Raw genomic sequence first — 18,977 nt, forward strand, 5'->3', positions numbered from 1 at the left:
AATATATCCATGATTTTGCCACGCCGTCAAGCACCCTTCTTTTTCGCGGGTTTCCGCTTATCTTTGAGGCCAGTGGATATCGTCGAAACCCAATCCTCCGGCCGTGATGCCGCGCTTCTGCCCCGGCCGTTCCTGAAATGGTTCGTCGAAAAGGGCTGGCAGCCGCGTGCCCATCAGCTCGAATTGCTTTCCCGCGCCACCGCGGGTGAGAACATGCTGCTGATCGCGCCGACCGGCGCCGGCAAGACGCTTGCCGGTTTCCTGCCCTCGCTCACCGATCTCACCCGCCGCGGCAAGATCCCGGCGGGCTCCGCCTTTGTCGGCATCCACACGCTCTATATCTCGCCGCTCAAGGCGCTGACGGTGGATATCGAGCGCAACCTGATGAAGCCCGTCACCGAAATGGGCCTTGCCGTCACCATCGAGAACCGCACAGGCGATACACCACAGGCCAAGCGCCAGCGCCAGAAGCTCAGCCCGCCCGATATCCTGCTGACGACGCCCGAGCAGGTCGCTCTCCTTCTCGCCAACAAGGAGGCCGAACGCTTCTTCAGGGACCTGAAATACGTGGTCCTCGACGAATTGCACTCGCTGGTCACCTCGAAACGCGGCCACCTTCTCTCGCTCGGTCTGGCCCGCATCCGCAGGTATGCCCCCCAGGTGCAGACGATCGGCCTCTCCGCCACGGTCGCCGATCCGATGGACCTGCAGCGGTGGCTCGTTCCCCAGGGTGAACATCCCGCTTCGCCCGCGGGCCTCGTCCATGTCACCGGCGGCGCCGCACCCAACATCACCATCATGAAGACCGAGGACCGCATCCCCTGGTCCGGGCACGTCTCCACCTATGCGATGCCGGAGGTCTACGAGGAGATCAAACGCCACAGGACGACGCTGATCTTCGTCAACACCCGCTTCCAGGCGGAATTGCTCTTTCAGACACTCTGGACGATCAATGACGATAACCTGCCGATCGCCCTGCACCACGGTTCGCTCGATGCCGGCCAGCGGCGCAAGGTGGAGGCTGCCATGGCCGCCAACCGGTTGCGCGCCGTCGTCGCCACCTCGACCCTCGATATGGGCATAGACTGGGGCGACGTCGACCTCGTAGTGCATGTCGGCGCCCCGAAAGGCGCCTCGCGGCTTGCCCAGCGCATCGGCCGCTCCAACCACCGCATGGACGAACCCTCCAAGGCGATCCTCGTTCCCGCCAACCGCTTCGAAGTCATGGAATGCCAGGCCGCCCTCGATGCCAACTACCTCGGTGCCCAGGATACGCCGCCGGTCGGCGAGGGGGCGCTTGACGTCCTCGCCCAGCACGTGCTCGGCATGGCCTGCGCCGATCCTTTCGATCCCGTCGAGCTTTACGACGAGATCACCTCGGCCTTCCCCTATGCCAACCTTTCCTGGGAAATGTTCGAACGCATCGTCGATTTCGTCGCGACCGGCGGTTATGCGCTGCGTTCCTATGAGCGTTACGCCAAGATCCGCAGGATGAAGGACGGCCGTTGGCGCGTCTCCAATCCGCAGGTCGCACAGCAATACCGCCTGAACCTCGGTACCATCGTCGAGGCGACCGAACTCAACGTCCGCCTCGTCAAGCGCAATGCCAAAGGCACGATCGGCCGGGGAGGCATGTCGCTCGGCAAGGTCGAGGAATATTTCCTCGAACAGCTCGTGCAGGGCGACACGTTCCTCTTCGCCGGCAAGGTGCTGCGCTTCGAAGGCATCCGCGAAAACGAGTGCCTCGTCTCCAACGCCTTCTCGCTCGATCCGAAAATCCCCGCCTATGCCGGCGGCAAGTTTCCGCTCACCACCTATCTGGCCGACCAGGTGCGCTCCATGCTCGCCGATCCCGACCATTGGAGCGTCCTGCCGGATCAGGTGCGCGACTGGCTGAACATCCAACGCGAACGCTCCATGCTGCCGGCCAGGAATGAGCTTCTGATCGAGACTTTCCCCCGCGGAAAGCGTTTCTTCATGATCGCCTACTGTTTCGAAGGCCGGCTGGCGCACCAGACGCTCGGCATGCTTTTGACCCGCCGTCTCGACCGCCTCGGCGCTCACCCGCTCGGCTTCGTCGCGACGGATTATTCGCTCGCGGTCTGGGGCCTGTCCGACATGGGCGCGATGATCGGCTCCGGCCGCCTCAATCTCTCAGACCTCTTCGACGAGGACATGCTGGGCGACGATCTGGAGGCGTGGCTGGACGAAAGTTACATGCTGAAGCGCACCTTCCGCAATTGCGCCGTGATTTCCGGCCTGATCGAGCGCCGCCATCCGGGCAAGGAAAAGACCGGTCGGCAGGTTACCGTCTCGACCGATCTCATCTATGACGTGCTGCGCACTCATGAGCCGGATCACGTGCTTCTGGAGGCGACGCGGCGGGATGCGGCATCGGGGCTTTTGGATATCGGCCGGTTAGGAGATATGCTGAAGCGAATCAAAGGGCATATCACCCACCGCGATCTCGACCGCGTTTCGCCGCTCGCCGTTCCGATCATGCTGGAGATCGGCAAGGAGCCGGTTCCGGGCGAAGCGCACGACGCGGTGCTGGCGGAAGCGGCCGAGGAATTGATCGCGGAGGCGATGGGGTGATCCATCCTCCGTCGTTCCTGTGCTTGTCACAGGAATCCAGCAGCGCCGCGTCTGCGGCGCAGAGACTCTTTTCACGCGAAAGGCTTCGCGTGTGACTGGATCCCTGTGACAAGCACAGGGATGACGACGTTAGGGCATTGGAAAAATGATGCACCGCATCGGGCTTGCCGCCCGCTCGACAACGCTGATGGGGGCCGCCACGGGAGCCGAAGAAATCCTCGTCCACGGCGTTGTCGCCGTCTGCGATCCTATGGGCAGCCTCTATCTGCCGGAAACCGGCCTCCTCGTCGTCTCCGACCTGCATCTGGAAAAAGGCGCCGCCTTCGCCCGTCGCGGCATGATGCTGCCGCCCTATGACACGATCGCCACGCTCAACATCCTGTCGGCCGTCATCACCCGCTACGATCCTAAGGTCGTCGTTTCGCTCGGCGATAATTTCCATGACCGCAAAGGGTCGGAACATTTGCCGGCAGACCTGCGCGCGCTGATCTCCGCCATGGCCTGCGGCCGCGACTGGATCTGGATCAATGGCAACCACGATCCAGACGGCACCGTGGATCTCCCTGGCGCCTGCACGGACGAGCTCTTTTATGGCGGCCTCGTCTTCCGCCACGAGCCGAGCCTCATCTCCGGAAAAGGTGAAATCGCCGGCCATCTTCACCCCGCCGCTACCGTCCGTCGTCGCGAAAAATCCGTCCGCCGACCGTGTTTCGCAAGCGACGGCAACCGCCTGCTGATGCCGGCCTTCGGTGTGCTCGCGGGAGGGCTTGATCTCCGCCATTCGGCCATGCGCGGCCTCTTCGACCACGAACGGTTGGTCGCACACCTTCTCGGCCGTGATCGCATCTATTCGGTGAGATATGGCAGCCTGATCGGTTGAAGGCTCACGCCAGTTCCCGGAGAGCCTGAACGGTTCTCAGCGCGCGTTCCTCTGCACCGGGCAGGGCGCCGAGCATCATATGGCGGTTTTCGACATCCATCAGGAAGGCGAACCACTTCCCCTTGCGGTCTGCCGCTTCGCAGCATACCGAGCGCCCGCAACAGATATTCGTCGTATTCATCGTCGGCATTTTCCGGCGGCCCGTCCGGACCGTTAAGTCCGATCGGGTCCCACAGCGACCAGCCGATGTTGCGGGTCTCCATCAGTTCTTTGCCCATAACCGATGGAGAGCGGAACATCCGCTGGAAATCAAGAGGTCACCGATAAACCAGCACCGGCAACTTGGAATGCGCCAGCACCTTCATGGTGACGCTGCCGAGCATGAAGGCCTTGAACCCGGAGCGGCCATGCGAAGCCATCGCGATGAGATCGCAATTGTACTGCTCGGCGGTCTCGACGATCGTCCGTGCCGCATCGCTGTTGCCGAGCTTCACGCCCTCGCAGGCGACCATTCGCTGTTTGGCCGCTTCCTTGGCGTCGGCGAGGATGCCGTCGGCGGCCGCATTGTTCTGGCGGTCGTATTCCGCATAGGCGACTTCCAGGCCGCTCGGGTTCAGCGTCAGCACCTGCAGCGGCTCCATGACCGCCAGGACCGTCACTTCCGCGCCGATCTCCCGCGCGAAATCGAGCGCCTTCTCGAGCGCCTTGGTGGAAATCGGCGATCCATCGGTAGGGATAAGAATGTGTTTGTACATGAATGCCTCCTGTCTGTGAGAGACACTATCCGCATCCGCGACACCCTGGACCTTGATATGTGTCAAGTGTGAGGCGCCTCATGCGGCCTTCACCACCTCGTAAGTCAGGATCACCGCGCCATTTGCGGCCGCGGTCGAGCCTGTCAGCTTGAGCTGCGTCTGCTCGGAAGCCTTCTTGAAGAGCGGATTGCCGGATCCGAGCAGCACCGGTGCGATGCAGATGCGGTATTCGTCGACGAGGCCTGCCGCGATCATCGATGCCACCAGTTCGGCGCTGCCGAAGATGAAGATCGTCTTGCCGTCCTCGGCCTTCAGTCTCTTCAGCTCGGCGACCGGATCGCTGACGACCCGTGTATTGTTCCAGGCGGCATCCTTCACGGTGCGGGAAACCGCAAGCTTCGGAATGCTGTTCATGTAGTCCTTGACCGTGCCCTCGTTTTCGGCGGTCGGCCAATAGGCCGCCATGCCTTCGTAGGTCTTGCGGCCGAAGACCAGCAGGTCGCCTTCCCGGCCGAACCGTTCCGAAAGCGCCCGAAGCTCCGGCCCCCAGGCGGTATTGTGGAAGGCAAGATCCCAGGGCTGTTCGCCCTCGAAATAGCCGTCCAGCGTCATCAGATTCCACACCACCAGTTTTCTCATGATATTCTCCATCTCTTTAAAACCAGTTGCGATTAGCAAGCAGTTGAAAGCTAACCAAACTGATTGTAGAATGCAAGCGGTATTGGAGATAAAAATGGAAGAAACGCATCGGTCGGGTTGCCCGATCAATCTGACGCTGGAAGTGCTGGGCGACCGCTGGAGCCTGATCGTCATCCGCGACATCATGTTCGGCAACCGCCGCCACTTCCGCGAACTGCTGCAGAATTCGGAAGAAGGGATCGCCTCGAACATCCTGGCCGACCGCCTGAAGCGGCTGGTGGAGCGGGGCCTGCTCACCCGCGAGGACGACCCGAGCCACAAGCAGAAGGCGATCTACAGCCTGACCGAGATGTCGATCAGCCTGATCCCGATCTTCGCGGAGATGGGCGCCTGGGGCAATCGCTTCCTGCCGGTCTCGGAGGAATTGTCAATCCGCGCCCGGCTGCTGAAAGAGGGCGGACGCCCGCTCTGGGAGGATTTCATGCAGGAGCTTCGGGTGCTGCATCTCCACGCGCCGCGCGACCTGGACAAGCCTTCCGTGTTCGACCGGCTGCGCGCCGCCTATCTGGACGTGGTCGCCCGCAAGGCCGCTGCGAGCGCGGCGGAATGATCAATCGCGGCGGAAGATCAGGCTGGCGCCCCAGCCGGTGATCACCGCGATGAGGACGCACAACATCCCGTATTGGATCGGCTGCTCGTGCGCCGCATCGGTGATCGCCTGCTCGATGCCGGTTTTGACCACCCTGAGCGGCATTTCCTTCTGGTTGATCAGCTGGCCGCTCTTGAACAGATAGGCGCGCACCATGTGCATCCCGTCCGGAATGTTGGCCGGCAGCTTCAGCGAGGCGCGGAAGAGGCTGGACGATACGAAGCGCACGCCGCTCGTGTCCCGCTGGTAAAGCCCGTTCGAGAGCTTCAGCCGCCGGTAGGCGTTGCGGAATTCGCCGATCGAGCCGGAATTCGGGATGTAGCCCACCGGGTTGAGCGGCAGGTGGTCGATGCCGACGCCGATATTGTTGAGGCTCGGCGCCTCGTCGATGCTGTCGATCAGGCGGGTGCTGGCCAGCGAATAGCTTTCCGGCACCTGTTCGAAGGTCATCGAATCGGTGTTCATCCAGATGCCGAAGACCCGTTCCTTGCGGCGTACCGTCGCATAGTCCTTCGGCCCCTCCAGCGTCACCACCACGTCGTACTGGCCGATCGCCAGGAACAGCTCGTCGGCATTGGTGAGCGCTCCGAAAATCGTCAGGTCGGCGCCGCGGAAATCCGAGGTGATGGCGATTTCGCTGGTCGATGCGCCGATCTCCAGCCCCTCCTTCACCGTCGAAGCCTCGCCGAACGGCACCTGCGCGCCGGCTGTCGAGACAAACCCCGGCGAGGCGAGGGCGGCAAGCAGGAGAAGGGTGAGGAGGAACCGGCGCATCAGTAGCCCATCCCCCCGACCGCGACCGAATAGATATCGTCCGGCGTGACGATCAGCCCGATCGCCAGGCGGATGCCGACCGCGAGCACGAGCAGCGCGAGCAGCGCGCGCAGCTGTTCGCCGCGCAGCTTCTGCCCGGCGCGCACGCCGTATTGCGCCCCGATCACGCCCGCCACCATCAGGATCGTCGCAAGTACGATATCGACCGAATAGTTGGTCGCCGCCTGCACCATGGTCGTGTAGGCGGTCACGAAGATGATCTGGAAGAGCGAGGTCCCGACCACCACGTTGGTGGGGATGCGCAGGAGATAGATCATCGCCGGCACCATGATGAAGCCGCCGCCCACGCCCATGATCGAGGTGAGGATGCCGATGCCGAAGCCGAGCCCCACGACGGGAATGGCCGAGAGGTAGATCTTCGATTTCTTGAACCGCATCTTCAGCGGCAGCCGGTGCACCCAGTTGTGCTGGCCGGGGCGTTTCAGCGGCAGCGGCTCGTTCTTCTTTGCCCGCCGCATGGCTCTCACGCTTTCCTGCAGCATCAGCGCGCCGATCGTGCCGAGCAGCACGACGTAGAGGATGGAGATGAAGAGGTCGAGCTGGCCGAGCCGTCTGAGCCAGGAGAAGATCCACACGCCCACGGTGGCGCCGGCAAGGCCGCCGACCAGAAGCACCGTGCCGAGCTTCATGTCCAGCGTGCCGCGCCTGAAATGGGTGATGGCGCCCGAGATCGACGAGGCGACGACCTGGTTGGCGCCGGTCGCCACCGCCACCACCGGCGGAATGTTGTAGAAGATCAGGAGTGGCGTGATGAGGAAGCCGCCGCCCACCCCGAACATGCCCGAAAGAAAGCCCACGGCCGCACCCATGCCGAGAATGATGAAGATGTTTACCGACAGCTCTGCAATGGGCAGGTAGACAGTCACGGCTGGGTCCTGACGGAGGCAAAAGGGCATGTCGCGGACGTCCGCGGATCACCAGGGTCCGCCCGCTTCATCTCAAGGGGAAATCACTCCCACATGCCGCATGAACCGGGCATGAAGGATTTCCATCCGTCATGCGTTCGGGCCTGTGCCGAGTCAATTCGCAAGCGCCAGATAATGTGCCAATTTTACCGTTTTTGTGACGGCGTGATTAATATAGCGCTTCACTCCATACCCGGTCGGGTAAGTCGAGTTAAGAACTGCCGCCGAATTACTTGTTGCGGGCCAGCAGTTCCTTGACGAGTGCGTCGTTGATCTTGCCCGTCGGCTCCTGGCCGACGGAGGTCTGGAAGGCCTTGATGGCAGTGACCGTCTTGGCGCCCATCTTGCCGTCCGGCTGGCCGGCGTCGAAGCCGGCCTTGTTGAGGATCGCCTGGACGTTGCGGATCGCCTTCTCCATGTCGACGGAAGCCGTCGTCAGCGGCTTGCCGGAAGCCCATTCGTCGGGAAGGTTGACGGAATTGGCTTTCGGGTCGAGCGGCTGCACCTTCCAGAGGTCCACCTTGGCGCGGGCGCCTTCCAGTTGTTCCTTGCGCATCGCGTTCGCCACTTCGTCGCGTTTCTGGGCGGCGTCCTTGTCGCCGTCCTTGGCCGCGACCGCGAACCATTTATAGGATTCTTCGAGATCCTGCTTCACGCCGTTGCCGCGGGCATAGAGAATGGCGAGGTTGAACTGGCTGTCGGCGACGCCGAGATCGGCGGCCTTGCCGAACCAGGTGACGGCTGAGGCATAGTCCGGCTGGCCGGCGGCGCCGGAGGCATAGAGCACGGCGAGATTGTGCATGGCGCTCGCATTGCCGGCATTGGCCGCCTGCTTGTAATAGGTCATCGCCTTGCTGAGGTCGCGCTGAACCCCGGTGCCCTTTTCGAAAAGGTTCGCGAGCCGGTATTGCGCCGGCGCAAGGCCGCGGTCGGCGGCAAGCTTGTACCAGTTGGCGGCTTCCGAAAGATCGCTCTTGACGCCGCGGCCCTCCGTGAAGCGGGCGCCGATTTCAAACAGCGCGTTCGGATCGCCGGCGGCCGCCGCATCGGCGAGCGATTTCGGTTCGATCCCGGCCGGAATGGCGATCGGCGCCGGGGCCGCGGCCTTCGGGGCTGCGACAAAATTGTCCTGCGGCTTGGCCGGCGTGCCGGCGGGTTCCATCGTAGAAGGCTGGCCCGCCGCCGGGCGCGGATCGGTCAGGTGGCTGGTATTGGCCACCTGCCGCGGCTCGGATGCCGGCTTGGTGGAAGGAGAGGCGATGTCGCCGTTCACCCCATCCGTCGCGGCCTGGTTTTCGATCGTCGAAAGCTGCTGCGTTCCGCCCATCTTCGCCGCGGCCGTCGGCTGGGCGGGCGCCTCGATCCTTGCCGCCGGTGCGGGCGGCGGCGCCTTTGCGCCGCTCGTCAGCGTCTTGGCGAGTGGCATGGCCATCAGCGCCAGAAGCACGGCGCCGACCGCCATCAGGATCGGCCTGCGATACTGGGAAAGCTTGGCGGAGAGGCCCTTGCCGGGCGCGGGCTTGGCGGCCTTGCGCAGGTCCTTGGCCGGAGCCGCGCCTTGCGAAGGATCGGCTTCCTGTGCCGCGGCCTTGGCGGCGCGGCGGGCGGCTGCAATGTAGTCGGCCCTTGCGGTTCCGGAGGCACGGTCGTTGTCGAATTCGCCGGCAGCCTGGCTGGCGCGAACCCTTTCGAGGATCTTCTTCACGTCCGGCGCACCGGAACCGGGCTCGATCAGGTCGTTCTCATGATCGGCCGGCAGGACGTCGGAAGGGTCGATCGACGGCGTCGGGTCGACGACCGCACGGCCGGTCCTGGCGGCTTCTCCCTTGCCGCCGGGAAGGAAGCGGCGGGAAAGTTCGGTGAGAAGGCTGGGCTTGGCGGCAGCCTGCGCCTTGGCCGGAACATGAGCGTCTGCCACGTCGGCGTGGCGCATCTCCGGCATATCGGCCTCGATCTGCGCCGGCTTTTCCCGTGTGCCGAACGTCGTAACGGCCGCGTCGTCCCACCTCGCCTTTGCCAGTTCGTCCTGCATCACCTCTTCGGGAGAGGCGACGGCGAGCTGGGCGGCCGCCGGCATGGCCGGCGCGGCGCGGCGGGGCTCCTGCCATTCCGGCTCCGCACGGAGGCGCTGCGGTTCGGCCTGGGCCGCCACCGCAAATCTTTCCTCCATGCCGTCCAGCCGGTCGGCGATCTGCACGAGGGTGCCGTGCAACGCCTCGAAGGTCTGGTGCGTCCGCTCCTCGGAGCCCCGCGTCAGGTCTTCGAGGTGGCGCAAGTCGTCCGCGAGCGCCGAAAGGGCGGCCAGATCGGTGGTGGCCGCCGGCGCACCGCCTGCCATGTTGCGGGAATAGGCCTCGACGACCGCCTCGGCCGCCTGCCTTGCCGCCTCGATGATATATTCGTCGCTGGTCGCCATGTAGTTTTCGATCGCCGTCATGCGGTTGTCGAAATCGGCGGGAAGCGCGCCGCCGCCGGATTGCGGCTGGCTGATCAGCACGGAAAGATGGGCGATCTGGTCTTCGAGGTTGCGCAGCGCCCCCTCGTCGCCGCGCGGCGCGGCGCTGGCCTCGTCCAGGCGCGCGGCGATGTCGCCCAGGCGGTCCTCGATGCGGTCGAAAGCCTGCTGGTCGATCGCCGGCTGAACACGCGGCGAAAAGTCCATTTCCTCGATCCGGCGGGCGAGATAATCCAGCCGTTCGGCGAGCGCGTCGTTGACTGCGCCCTGTTCCAGCCCGTCGATCTTGCGCGAGATGTCGGCGAGATAGTCGGAAAGATCGGCCTGATGCTGGGGTCGCTGGGCCTGTTCCAGCATCACCGAAAGCTGTTCCAGCCGTTCTTCAAGGCGCATCGCCGCCTGTTCGTCGGCCAGTTCCTCGATACGGCCGGTGAGTGCCTCGATGCGGGAGGAAAGGGCTTCGGTCGGGTCGAGCCGATGCTGCGCCGAATGGCTGATCATGTCGATCTGGTCGGCGAGCGCGCCGATCCGGCCTTCCAGCCGCTGCAGGAAGGACTGGTCGATCGAAGCGGCCGCCGAGGCGCGGCTGCCGGCGGCGATCGCCCGGCTGATTTCGTCGAGCCGCTGGTCGAGTGTCGCGAACTGTTCCGCGATGAGCACATCGTTACTGGGCTGCATGCGCGAGCCGAGCTGTTCCATCGCGCTGGCGACCGTGATCAGCTTCTGTTCGAGCGCCCGGATGACCGGGTTGTCGCTCATTTCGCCGAGCTGGTTCTTGATATCGTCGATACGGTAGGCGAGCGATACGAGTTCGTCGCGCATCGCGGCCGGATCGACGTCGTGCATGCGGTCTTCGAGGCCCTGCCAGCGGCTTTCCATGCGGCGGACGGAATCCTCGCGGGCCAGGCCGTCCATAACGGCCCGCAGCTCCTCGAATTCCGCGCGCAGGCCGGCAGCCTCGGGCGTCGCCTGATAACCGAGCTGGCTGATTCCATCGGCGAGCCGGGCGAGGTCGCCGCGCAGATCGTCGTTGAAACGCTGGTCTTCGGCGACGGACCTGATGGAGCGGATTTCCGAGCGCAGGGCGTTCATTTCGCGGGCGACGCCCTCGGAAATGTCCTGCTTCAGTTCCTGGCGCAGGCTGACGAGCGCCTGGGCGATGTCCCGCATGCCACTGTCGGTCTGCGGAGCCGCGGCCGGCATGCGCGGCGAGGCAGCCGGGCGACGGGGTTCTTCGCGCCGCGGAGGCTCGTAACGGGGCGCCGGAGTGGCGGGCCGCGGTTCGGCATAGCGGGGCGCTTCCGCGCGTGCAGGCGTGTATCGCTCCGGCGGGCGATGGGCTTCCGGCGGGCGCACGTCGGTGCGGCGCGATTCGGCATGGCGTGGCTCTTCGCGGCGCGGTTCGGGCGCGCGCTGGCGTTCTCCGCGGGCGTTGCGGTCACGGCCGCTCTCCAGCATGCGCTGGCGCTCGCGGATTTCCGAAAGCGGGTCGTTGGAGAATGCGGACGTTCGCTGCGAGGCACCGGCTGTCGGGCGTTGCTCGGCGGGACGGCGTTCCTGGCGCGGGGCAGGGCGTGGATCGAGGCGCTGATCGGGAGATTCGCCCCCGCGCGGCAGCCGGCCGTCCCGTGCCGTTCCCGACATCAGCCCCTCGATACGCGCCTCCAGCCCTTCGATGGTGCGGTTCAAGGCATCCAGCGAAGAGCGGTCGCCGTGACGGGTAGGGGCCGATCGTGATCCGTTCATGTGCTCGCTCGTTTCGACGTTGGTCCTGCAGGCTCTCGTCAGGTGTGACCCGGGAGAGGCAGTTCCCCCGCGAAATCATCCATAGATGGAGGTGCCTTACGCAAGACTTGCCAGTTCTGGCGGGCATGGCATCTTTCGTAATGAATGCATTGCGCCGCCTGAGGTCCCACTATTTCCTGAAACGTGGTAAACAACTCGTTAACGGGAATTAAAATTTTAACCTTTTCGATCTGGCAGGACGCTTGCGGGTGGGGAAGCCGTCCCTTTCGGTCCCGTCTTCCGCCCTTTCGCGCTGCCTTCGACGGCCTTCCGATCGCGTTTGGGGTCCGGCATTGGCGGAAGCGATCCGGCCGCAGCCGCGATGGGTCCGCGCCAAAAATTTGCGCATGCGCATTTGACGTTTACGCAAACGTCAATTATTCATGCTAGAAAGAGATGCGGGCCTGCCGAAGGTCCGCACGAGGATATGGAGGAAGCTCGACCATGCCAGTGTACAAGGCTCCGGTAAACGACACGCTTTTCATCTTGAACGATGTTCTGGGGCTGGAGCGCTACGGCAATCTGCCGGGTTTTGCCGATGCCACGCCGGATATGCTCGAAGCGATCGTCGGGGAAGCCGCCAAGGTCGCGGAGGACGTGCTTTTCCCGATCAACCTTTCCGGAGACCAGGAAGGTTGCACCCGTCATGCCAATGGCACCGTCTCGGTTCCGAAGGGCTTCAAGGACGCCTATGACCAGTACTGCCAGGCGGGCTGGACCGGTCTCGCCGTGCCGGCCGAATTCGGTGGCCAGGGCCTGCCCTACACGCTGCATGCCGCCGTCGGCGAATATTTCTCCTCCGCCAACATGTCGTTGATGATGTATCCGGGCCTGACCCAGGGCGCCATCGCCGCGATCCTTGTCCACGGCTCCGACCAGCAGAAGCAGACCTACCTGCCGAACATGGTCGCCGGCACCTGGTCCGGCACCATGAACCTCACCGAACCCCATTGCGGCACCGACCTCGGCCTGCTGCGCACTCGCGCCGTGCCGCAGGCCGACGGCAGCTACAAGATTTCCGGCCAGAAGATCTTCATCTCCGCCGGCGAACACTCGATGACCGACAACATCGTGCATCTGGTTCTCGCCCGCATCGAGGGCGCGCCGGAAGGCACCAAGGGTATTTCGCTGTTCATCGTGCCGAAGTTCATGGTCAATGCCGATGGTTCGCTCGGCCGCCGCAACGGCGTCACCTGCGGCGCGATCGAGGAGAAGATGGGCATCCACGGCAACGCCACCTGCGTTATGAACTATGACGAGGCGACCGGCTTCCTGATCGGCGCCGAGAACAAGGGCCTCGCCGCCATGTTCGTGATGATGAACGAGGCTCGCCTCGGTGTCGGCCTTCAGGGTCTGGCGATTGCCGAAACCGCCTATCAGAACGCCGTCGCTTACGCCCGCGAGCGCATCCAGGGCCGCGCGCTGACCGGTCCGAAGAACCTCAACGGCAAGGCCGACCCGATCATCGTCCATCCGGACGTTCGCCGCACGCTGATGACCATCCGCGCCTTTAACGAGGCCGGCCGCGCGTTCCTGCTCTGGACCGCCCTGAAATCCGACATCGCCCACCGTTCGGAAGATGCCGCCGAGCGCCAGAATGCCGACGATCTGCTCGGCCTTGCGACCCCCATCCTCAAGGGCGTCATGACCGACAAGGGCTTCGACCACGCCGTCATGGCCCAGCAGGTCTTCGGCGGCCACGGTTATATCGAGGAACACGGCATGAGCCAGTATGTGCGCGATGCGCGCATCACCATGATCTACGAAGGCGCCAACGGCATTCAGGCGCTCGATCTCGTCGGGCGCAAGCTGGCGCTGAACGGCGGTCGCGCCGTCATGGCCTTCTTCAAGGAGATCGGGGATTTCTGCGAGGAAAACCGGGCCGACGAACAGATGGCGCCGTTCACGAAGGCGCTGAAGAAGGGCTTGAACGACCTGCAGGCCTCCACCATGTGGTTCATGCAGAACGCCATGGCCAAACCCGACAACGCCGGCGCCGGCTCGACCGACTACATGCATCTCTTCGGCCTCGTGACCCTCGGTTACATGTGGGCGAAGATGGCAAAGGCAGCGCAGGCCGGCATCGCGGCGGGTGATGTTCGCGCAAACTACCTGAAGAACAAGCTCACGACGGCGAAATTCTTCATGGACAAGATCATGCCGGAAACCGCGATGCGCAAGGTCCGCATCGAAGCCGGCGCCGATAGCGTGATGGAACTGGCCGCCGAGGCGTTTTGATTGCTCGATGTGGAGAAAAGTTATATGTTGATATAACTTTTTTGATTGGAGGCAGAAATGGCAACCTCAACTTTGCGCAACGTTGGTGGCTCGGTGATGATGGCGATCCCCAAGCCGGTGCTGGAAGAGCTTGGCCTTTCTGCCAATACCAAGCTGGAGGTTTCGGCCGAAGGCGGACGGATCGTCGCCGCGCCGCAGAAACGGCCGAGATACACGCTGGAAGAACTTATCGCTCAATGCGATCTCGATGCGCCCTGGTCCGAAGAAGAACTGGAATGGATGAACGCTCCTTCTGTCGGCAATGAGATCATAGACTGATGGAGCGAGGAGATATCTGGTTTGCCGATCTGGAGCCGATCCGTGGCAGGAAGCAGGCGAAGGCACGGTATGTCATGATTGTCTCGCAGCGCAGCTTCAATCAGTTGGGCGTTCAGTTGATCGCTCCGATCACATCCGGCGGTGAGTTCGCCAGGGCCAGAGGCTTCACGGTCTCGCTATCAGGCGCGGGGACGAGGGCAACGGGCGTGATCCTGTGCCATCAGGTCAGGGCGATTGATCTGAAGGCTCGTGACGGCCGCTTCATAGAAAAGGCACCAGACTTTGTGGTCGCGGAAGTGTTGGGCCGTCTTTCGGCTTTGTTTGAATAGCCCAAGGCAAAATTCGAAGGCGCTTGCGCGCCGCCCAAAAAGGGTAATAGGGAGATGACACCATGACTGAAGTCTTCATTTACGACCACGTCCGCACCCCGCGCGGTCGCGGCAAGAAGGACGGGGCGCTGCACGAAGTGCCGTCCGTCCGCCTCGCCGCCAAAACGCTGGAGGCGATCCGCGACAGGAACGGCCTCGACACGGCGACCGTCGATGACATCATCATGGGCTGTGTCGATCCGGTCATGGATGCCGGCGCCGTCATCCCCAAGGCCGCCGCCTTCGAGGCCGGTTATTCCATGAGGGCGCCGGGCATGCAGATCTCCCGCTTCTGCGCCTCGGGCCTCGACGCCGTCAACTTCGCGGCCGGCAAGATCGCGCAAGGGGCGGACGACATCGTCATCGCCGGCGGCGTGGAGAGTATGTCGCGTGTCGGCATGGGCATGTCCGGCGGCGCCTGGTACATGGACCCGTCGGTCAATTTCCCCGCCTATTTCATGCCGCAGGGCGTCTCGGCCGACCTGATCGCCACCAAATACGGTTTTTCCCGCGACGACGTTGACGCCTATGCCGTCGAGAGCCAGAAGCGCGCCGGCGCCGCCTGGGATGCCGGCTACTTCAAGAACTCAGTCATTCCCGTCAAGGACCAGAACGGCCTCACCATTCTCGACCGCGACGAGCACATGCGCCCGACCACCGACATGCAGTCGCTCGCCTCGCTCAATCCGTCCTTCCAGATGCCGGGCGAGATGGGCGGTTTCGAAGCGGTCGGCATCCAGGCCCATCCGGAAATCGAGCGCATCAACTACGTCCACCACGCCGGCAATTCCTCGGGCATCGTCGATGGCGCCGCCGCCGTCCTCCTCGGCTCCAGGGCCGGCGGCGAGTCGATGAACCTCAAGCCCCGCGCCCGTATCAGGGCGTTTGCCAATATCGGCTCCGACCCGGCCCTGATGCTGACCGGCCCGGTCGATGTCACCGAAAAGCTGCTGGCGCGCTCGGGCATGAAGATTTCGGATATCGACCTCTTCGAACTCAACGAAGCCTTCGCCGCCGTGGTTCTCCGTTATATGCAGGCCTTCGACATCCCGCACGACCGGATCAACGTCAACGGCGGCGCCATCGCCATGGGCCACCCTCTCGGGGCCACCGGCGCGATGATCTTGGGCACCGTGCTGGACGAACTCGAACGCCGCGACCTCAACACCGCACTCGTCACACTCTGCATCGGCGCCGGCATGGGCACGGCGACGATCATCGAACGCGTCTGAGGGGTTAGCCCCCTCATCCGCCTGCCGGCACCTTCTCCCTGAGGGGAGAAGGGGAGTTGCCGCAAACGCCGCCGATCTCCTCTCCCCCTCGGGGAGAGGGTGGCCGAGCAAAGCGGAGGCCGGGTGAGGGGGTGGTACGGCACAAGATTTCAAGGGAAGAGGAATCCCACCATGAGCACCTATAAGAACTTCACCGTCGAAACCGATGCGGACGGCATTGCTCTCGTCACCTGGGACATGCCGGAAAAGTCGATGAACGTCTTCACCATGGAGGTGATGGACGAGATTGATGCGATCGTCGATGCGACCGTTGCCGATAGCGCCGTCAAGGGCGTCGTCTTCACGTCGGGCAAGTCGTCCTTCTCCGGCGGCGCCGATCTCACCATGATCAAGTCGATGTTCTCGATGCTCGCCGAAGAGCAGGCGAAGGACCCGGCCACCGCCGCGCAAAAGCTCTTCGATGCCGCCGGCCGCATGTCCTGGCTGTGGCGCAAGATCGAGTTGAACGGCAAGCCCTGGGTTTCGGCGATCAACGGCACCTGCATGGGCGGCGCCTTCGAACTGTCGCTCGCTTGCCACGGCCGCGTCGCGGCCAATTCCAAGTCGGTCAAGATCGCCCTTCCGGAAGTCAAGGTCGGCATCTTCCCGGGCGCCGGCGGCACCCAGCGCGTGCCGCGGCTGGCGAACGCCCAGGACGCCCTGCAGATGATGACGACAGGCTCGTCGCTGACGGCCCAGCGCGCCAAGGCCATGAACCTCGTGCACCAGGTTGTCGAACCCGGCGAGCTCATCAACGCCGCAAAACAGATGATCAAGGACGGCTTAAAACCCGTCGCCCCCTGGGATGAAAAGGGCTTCAAGGTCCCCGGCGGTGGCATCTGGACGCCCGCCGCGGCCCAGCTCTTCCCCGCCGCTCCTGCGATCCTGCGCCGCGAGAGCGCCGGCAATTATCCGGGCGCCCTCGCCATCCTCAAATGCGTCTATGAAGGCCTGCAGCTTCCCTTCGATACGGCCTTGAAGGTCGAGCAGCGGTATTTCACCGAAATCCTGCAGACCACCGAAGCCTTCTCGATGATCCGCTCGCTCTTCGTCTCCATGCAGGAACTCGGCAAGGGCGCCCGCCGCCCGGCCGGCGTGCCGAAGACGGAGTTCAAAAAGGTCGGCGTCGTCGGCGCCGGCTTCATGGGCGCCTCGATCGCCTATGTGACGGCCGCCGCCGGCATCCCGGTCACGCTCATCGACCGCGACCAGGAAGCCGCCGACAAGGGCAAGGCCCATTCCGAAAAGCTGGTGGCCGAGCAGGTCGGTAAGGGCCGCATGACCAAGGAGGAGGGCGAAAAGCTCCTCGCGCTCATCACTCCCACGCCGGATTATTCGGCCCTGTCCGATGCCACCCTCGTCGTCGAAGCCGTCTTCGAAGATCGCGCGGTGAAGAAGGCTGTCATCGAGCAGGTGGAAGCGGTGATCCCGGAAACCACCGTCTTCGCCTCCAATACCTCGACCCTGCCGATCACCGGCCTGGCCGAAAATTCGAAGCGCCCCGACCAGTTCATCGGCGTGCATTTCTTCTCGCCGGTGGAAAAGATGATGCTGACCGAGGTCATCCTCGGCGAAAAATCGGGCGACAAGGCGATCGCCGCAGCGCTCGATTACGTCGCGGCGATCAGGAAGACCCCGATCGTCGTCAACGATACCCGGGGCTTCTATGTCAACCGCTGCGTCTTCCGGTATATCAACGAGGCCTATGACATGCTGATCGAAGGCGTTCCGCCGGCAATGATCGAGAACGCCGCCAAGATGGCGGGGATGCCGGTCGGCCCGTTGTCCTTGAACGACGAGGTCGCCGTCGATCTTTCCCAGAAGATCATGAAGGCCTCGATCGCCGATCTCGGCCCCAACGCCGTCAAGCCGGAGCATATGGCGCTCATCGACCAGATGGTCGACGTCTTCGACCGCCGCGGCCGCAAGAACGGCAAGGGTTTCTACGAATACCCGGCCAAGCCCGCCAAGAAATATCTCTGGCCGGAGCTGAAGACGCTCTACCCGCAGAAAAAGGCCGAGGAGGTAGACGTCAACGTCCTGAAGCAGCGCCTGCTGGTCACGATCGCGCTGGAAGCCGCCCGCACGATGGAGGAAAGCATCGTCACCGACCCGCGCGAAGCCGATGTCGGCTCCATCCTCGGCTTCGGCTTCGCCCCCTATACCGGCGGCACGCTCTCCTACATCGACGGCATGGGCGTGAAGACTTTCGTCGCGCTCTGCGAAAAGCTGGCCGCGAGCTACGGCCCGCACTTCAAGCCGACGGAGCTCTTGAAGGACATGGCGGCGAAGGGCGAGACGTTTTATGGAAGGTTCGATCCGTATGGGAAGGTGAGGGATGCGGCGTGAGCCGCCTCCAGCTTGATGACAAACCCCCGACCCACCTTCTAAAGGACCAAGATTCACGGAACGTCTCTGAATCGAAAAGAGAACGGATCGGAATCAAAGTAGGGTCAGCAGCGACAAAAAGGACTTTGTCAGCAGTCTGAGGCCGGAGTTCGCTCCGGCCTCAGACTGCTGACAAACCCTACTGAGCTTGAGCCTTCCCATTAGATTCATGGAACGTCTCTGAATCAAAACCGGAACGGATCGGAATCAAACAAGCTGCGCGCAGACCTCAAAGAGGTTTGTCAGCAGTCTGAGCCGGCGTAAGTCGCCTTTTCTTTTCAAATGCGCTACAACAATTCTTTTTTGTTATAAGCGCCTCTGAGCAAGCCTGCCGCCCTACTTTCGCTCGAAAATACAATCTCGTAGCTCAAGGAACGCAGCCATCTTTTCAGTGAAGTAATCGGCTAGCGATAATTTAAATATCTCGGCATTAATATTGGTTTTTATGCCGCAGATGGACTTGATGCGACCGGTAGAGTCTTTCAGGTTCTGATTAACGATATCGGTTACGAACGCGTCGTATGAAGTTTCCTCAAAAGTAAGATTATTGGCGGCGCAATAAGCTTGCAGGACTTCCTTATCGTAGAGGTAATTCTCTAGTTCGAGCCGCTTCATCACTCTGTGATTCAGCGCGTTGTTTTTCAAATAAATTCGCCTATCGTGCTCACTGACTATCTTTCCTGATGCCATGTCTCTATCCTTGAATACGAGAATCTCAATATCTGGAAAAACTTTGCTGAGAACTGCAAACGCGATTGCGCTACGCTGATCTAGCAGGCTGTTGAAGAAGTCTCTCGTTTAGCCTTGAGGACGGCCTCGTCGCCGTTGTGATAGGCGAAAGTGATCTCGATTGCGCCGTCGTCGAGCAATTCGGCGTGACCGTCGCCGGCGACCTCG

15 protein-coding genes are annotated in these 18,977 nt (G+C 63.0%); 8 read left to right on the forward strand and 7 right to left on the reverse strand.

Annotation, left to right across the window (positions count from 1 at the left end):
• The first annotated feature begins 9 nt into the window (after positions 1–9).
• Together DMO26_RS26245 and pdeM are read left to right on the forward strand one after the other, a co-directional pair.
• Positions 10–2,595, forward strand: a complete 2,586-nt coding sequence (locus tag DMO26_RS26245; protein ID WP_117195283.1) for a ligase-associated DNA damage response DEXH box helicase — start codon at positions 10–12, stop codon at positions 2,593–2,595.
• Positions 2,596–2,782: 187 nt separating this feature from the next.
• Positions 2,783–3,475 carry a ligase-associated DNA damage response endonuclease PdeM gene (gene pdeM / locus DMO26_RS26250; protein WP_404947088.1) on the forward strand — a complete coding sequence of 231 codons (693 nt, stop codon included), beginning with the start codon at positions 2,783–2,785 and terminating at the stop codon, positions 3,473–3,475.
• Between the two features lie 4 nt (positions 3,476–3,479).
• Here the strand turns inward: pdeM and DMO26_RS33870 are convergent, their stop codons facing one another.
• The 3 genes from DMO26_RS33870 to DMO26_RS26260 all read right to left on the reverse strand — a co-directional run bounded on the left by DMO26_RS33870 (position 3,480) and on the right by DMO26_RS26260 (position 4,869).
• Entirely contained in the window at positions 3,480–3,656 is a 177-nt protein-coding gene (locus DMO26_RS33870) for an MmcQ/YjbR family DNA-binding protein (protein ID WP_162895065.1), read from the reverse strand.
• 136 nt (positions 3,657–3,792) lie between these two features.
• Complete coding sequence (locus DMO26_RS26255; RefSeq protein ID WP_117195285.1) at positions 3,793–4,230, reverse strand: universal stress protein; 438 nt, start codon at positions 4,228–4,230, stop codon at positions 3,793–3,795.
• A gap of 78 nt (positions 4,231–4,308) precedes the next feature.
• On the reverse strand, positions 4,309–4,869 hold the full coding sequence (locus tag DMO26_RS26260) for a dihydrofolate reductase family protein (RefSeq protein ID WP_117195286.1): 561 nt from the start codon (positions 4,867–4,869) through the stop codon (positions 4,309–4,311).
• A 94-nt stretch (positions 4,870–4,963) separates the two neighbouring features.
• Between DMO26_RS26260 and DMO26_RS26265 the strand changes: the two genes are divergently transcribed.
• A complete protein-coding gene (locus DMO26_RS26265) occupies positions 4,964–5,479 on the forward strand; it encodes a winged helix-turn-helix transcriptional regulator (RefSeq protein ID WP_117195287.1) in 516 nt (171 codons plus the stop codon).
• Here DMO26_RS26265 and DMO26_RS26270 read toward each other — a convergent pair whose 3' ends face one another.
• The 3 genes from DMO26_RS26270 to DMO26_RS26280 form a co-directional block, all read right to left on the reverse strand.
• Entirely contained in the window at positions 5,480–6,292 is an 813-nt protein-coding gene (locus DMO26_RS26270) for a TIGR02186 family protein (RefSeq protein WP_117195288.1), read from the reverse strand.
• Positions 6,292–7,218 (reverse strand): sulfite exporter TauE/SafE family protein, encoded by a 927-nt coding sequence (locus tag DMO26_RS26275; RefSeq protein WP_117195302.1) that lies wholly within the window; start codon positions 7,216–7,218, stop codon positions 6,292–6,294. The genes DMO26_RS26270 and DMO26_RS26275 overlap by 1 nt, the downstream gene beginning before the upstream one ends.
• Before the next feature lie 268 nt (positions 7,219–7,486).
• On the reverse strand, positions 7,487–11,458 hold the full coding sequence (locus tag DMO26_RS26280) for a peptidoglycan-binding protein (RefSeq protein ID WP_117195289.1): 3,972 nt from the start codon (positions 11,456–11,458) through the stop codon (positions 7,487–7,489).
• A 483-nt stretch (positions 11,459–11,941) separates the two neighbouring features.
• Here DMO26_RS26280 and DMO26_RS26285 point away from each other — a divergent pair, with 483 nt between their 5' ends.
• The 5 genes from DMO26_RS26285 to DMO26_RS26305 all read left to right on the forward strand — a co-directional run bounded on the left by DMO26_RS26285 (position 11,942) and on the right by DMO26_RS26305 (position 18,041).
• On the forward strand, positions 11,942–13,735 hold the full coding sequence (locus tag DMO26_RS26285) for an acyl-CoA dehydrogenase C-terminal domain-containing protein (RefSeq protein ID WP_117195290.1): 1,794 nt from the start codon (positions 11,942–11,944) through the stop codon (positions 13,733–13,735).
• 57 nt (positions 13,736–13,792) lie between these two features.
• A complete protein-coding gene (locus tag DMO26_RS26290) occupies positions 13,793–14,053 on the forward strand; it encodes an AbrB/MazE/SpoVT family DNA-binding domain-containing protein (RefSeq protein WP_117195291.1) in 261 nt (86 codons plus the stop codon).
• On the forward strand, positions 14,053–14,382 hold the full coding sequence (locus DMO26_RS26295) for a type II toxin-antitoxin system PemK/MazF family toxin (RefSeq protein WP_117195292.1): 330 nt from the start codon (positions 14,053–14,055) through the stop codon (positions 14,380–14,382). The genes DMO26_RS26290 and DMO26_RS26295 overlap by 1 nt, the downstream gene beginning before the upstream one ends.
• A 62-nt stretch (positions 14,383–14,444) precedes the next feature.
• Entirely contained in the window at positions 14,445–15,653 is a 1,209-nt protein-coding gene (locus tag DMO26_RS26300; RefSeq protein WP_117195293.1) for an acetyl-CoA C-acetyltransferase, read from the forward strand.
• A 171-nt stretch (positions 15,654–15,824) separates the two neighbouring features.
• Positions 15,825–18,041 (forward strand): FAD-dependent oxidoreductase, encoded by a 2,217-nt coding sequence (locus tag DMO26_RS26305; RefSeq protein WP_117195294.1) that lies wholly within the window; start codon positions 15,825–15,827, stop codon positions 18,039–18,041.
• Between the two features lie 375 nt (positions 18,042–18,416).
• Here the strand turns inward: DMO26_RS26305 and DMO26_RS26310 are convergent, their stop codons facing one another.
• Positions 18,417–18,770 (reverse strand): hypothetical protein, encoded by a 354-nt coding sequence (locus DMO26_RS26310; protein WP_117195295.1) that lies wholly within the window; start codon positions 18,768–18,770, stop codon positions 18,417–18,419.
• Between the last annotated feature and the right edge of the window lie 207 nt (positions 18,771–18,977).

Source organism: Rhizobium terrae (assembly GCF_003425685.1).
Classification (GTDB): Bacteria; Pseudomonadota; Alphaproteobacteria; order Rhizobiales; family Rhizobiaceae; genus Neorhizobium; species Neorhizobium terrae.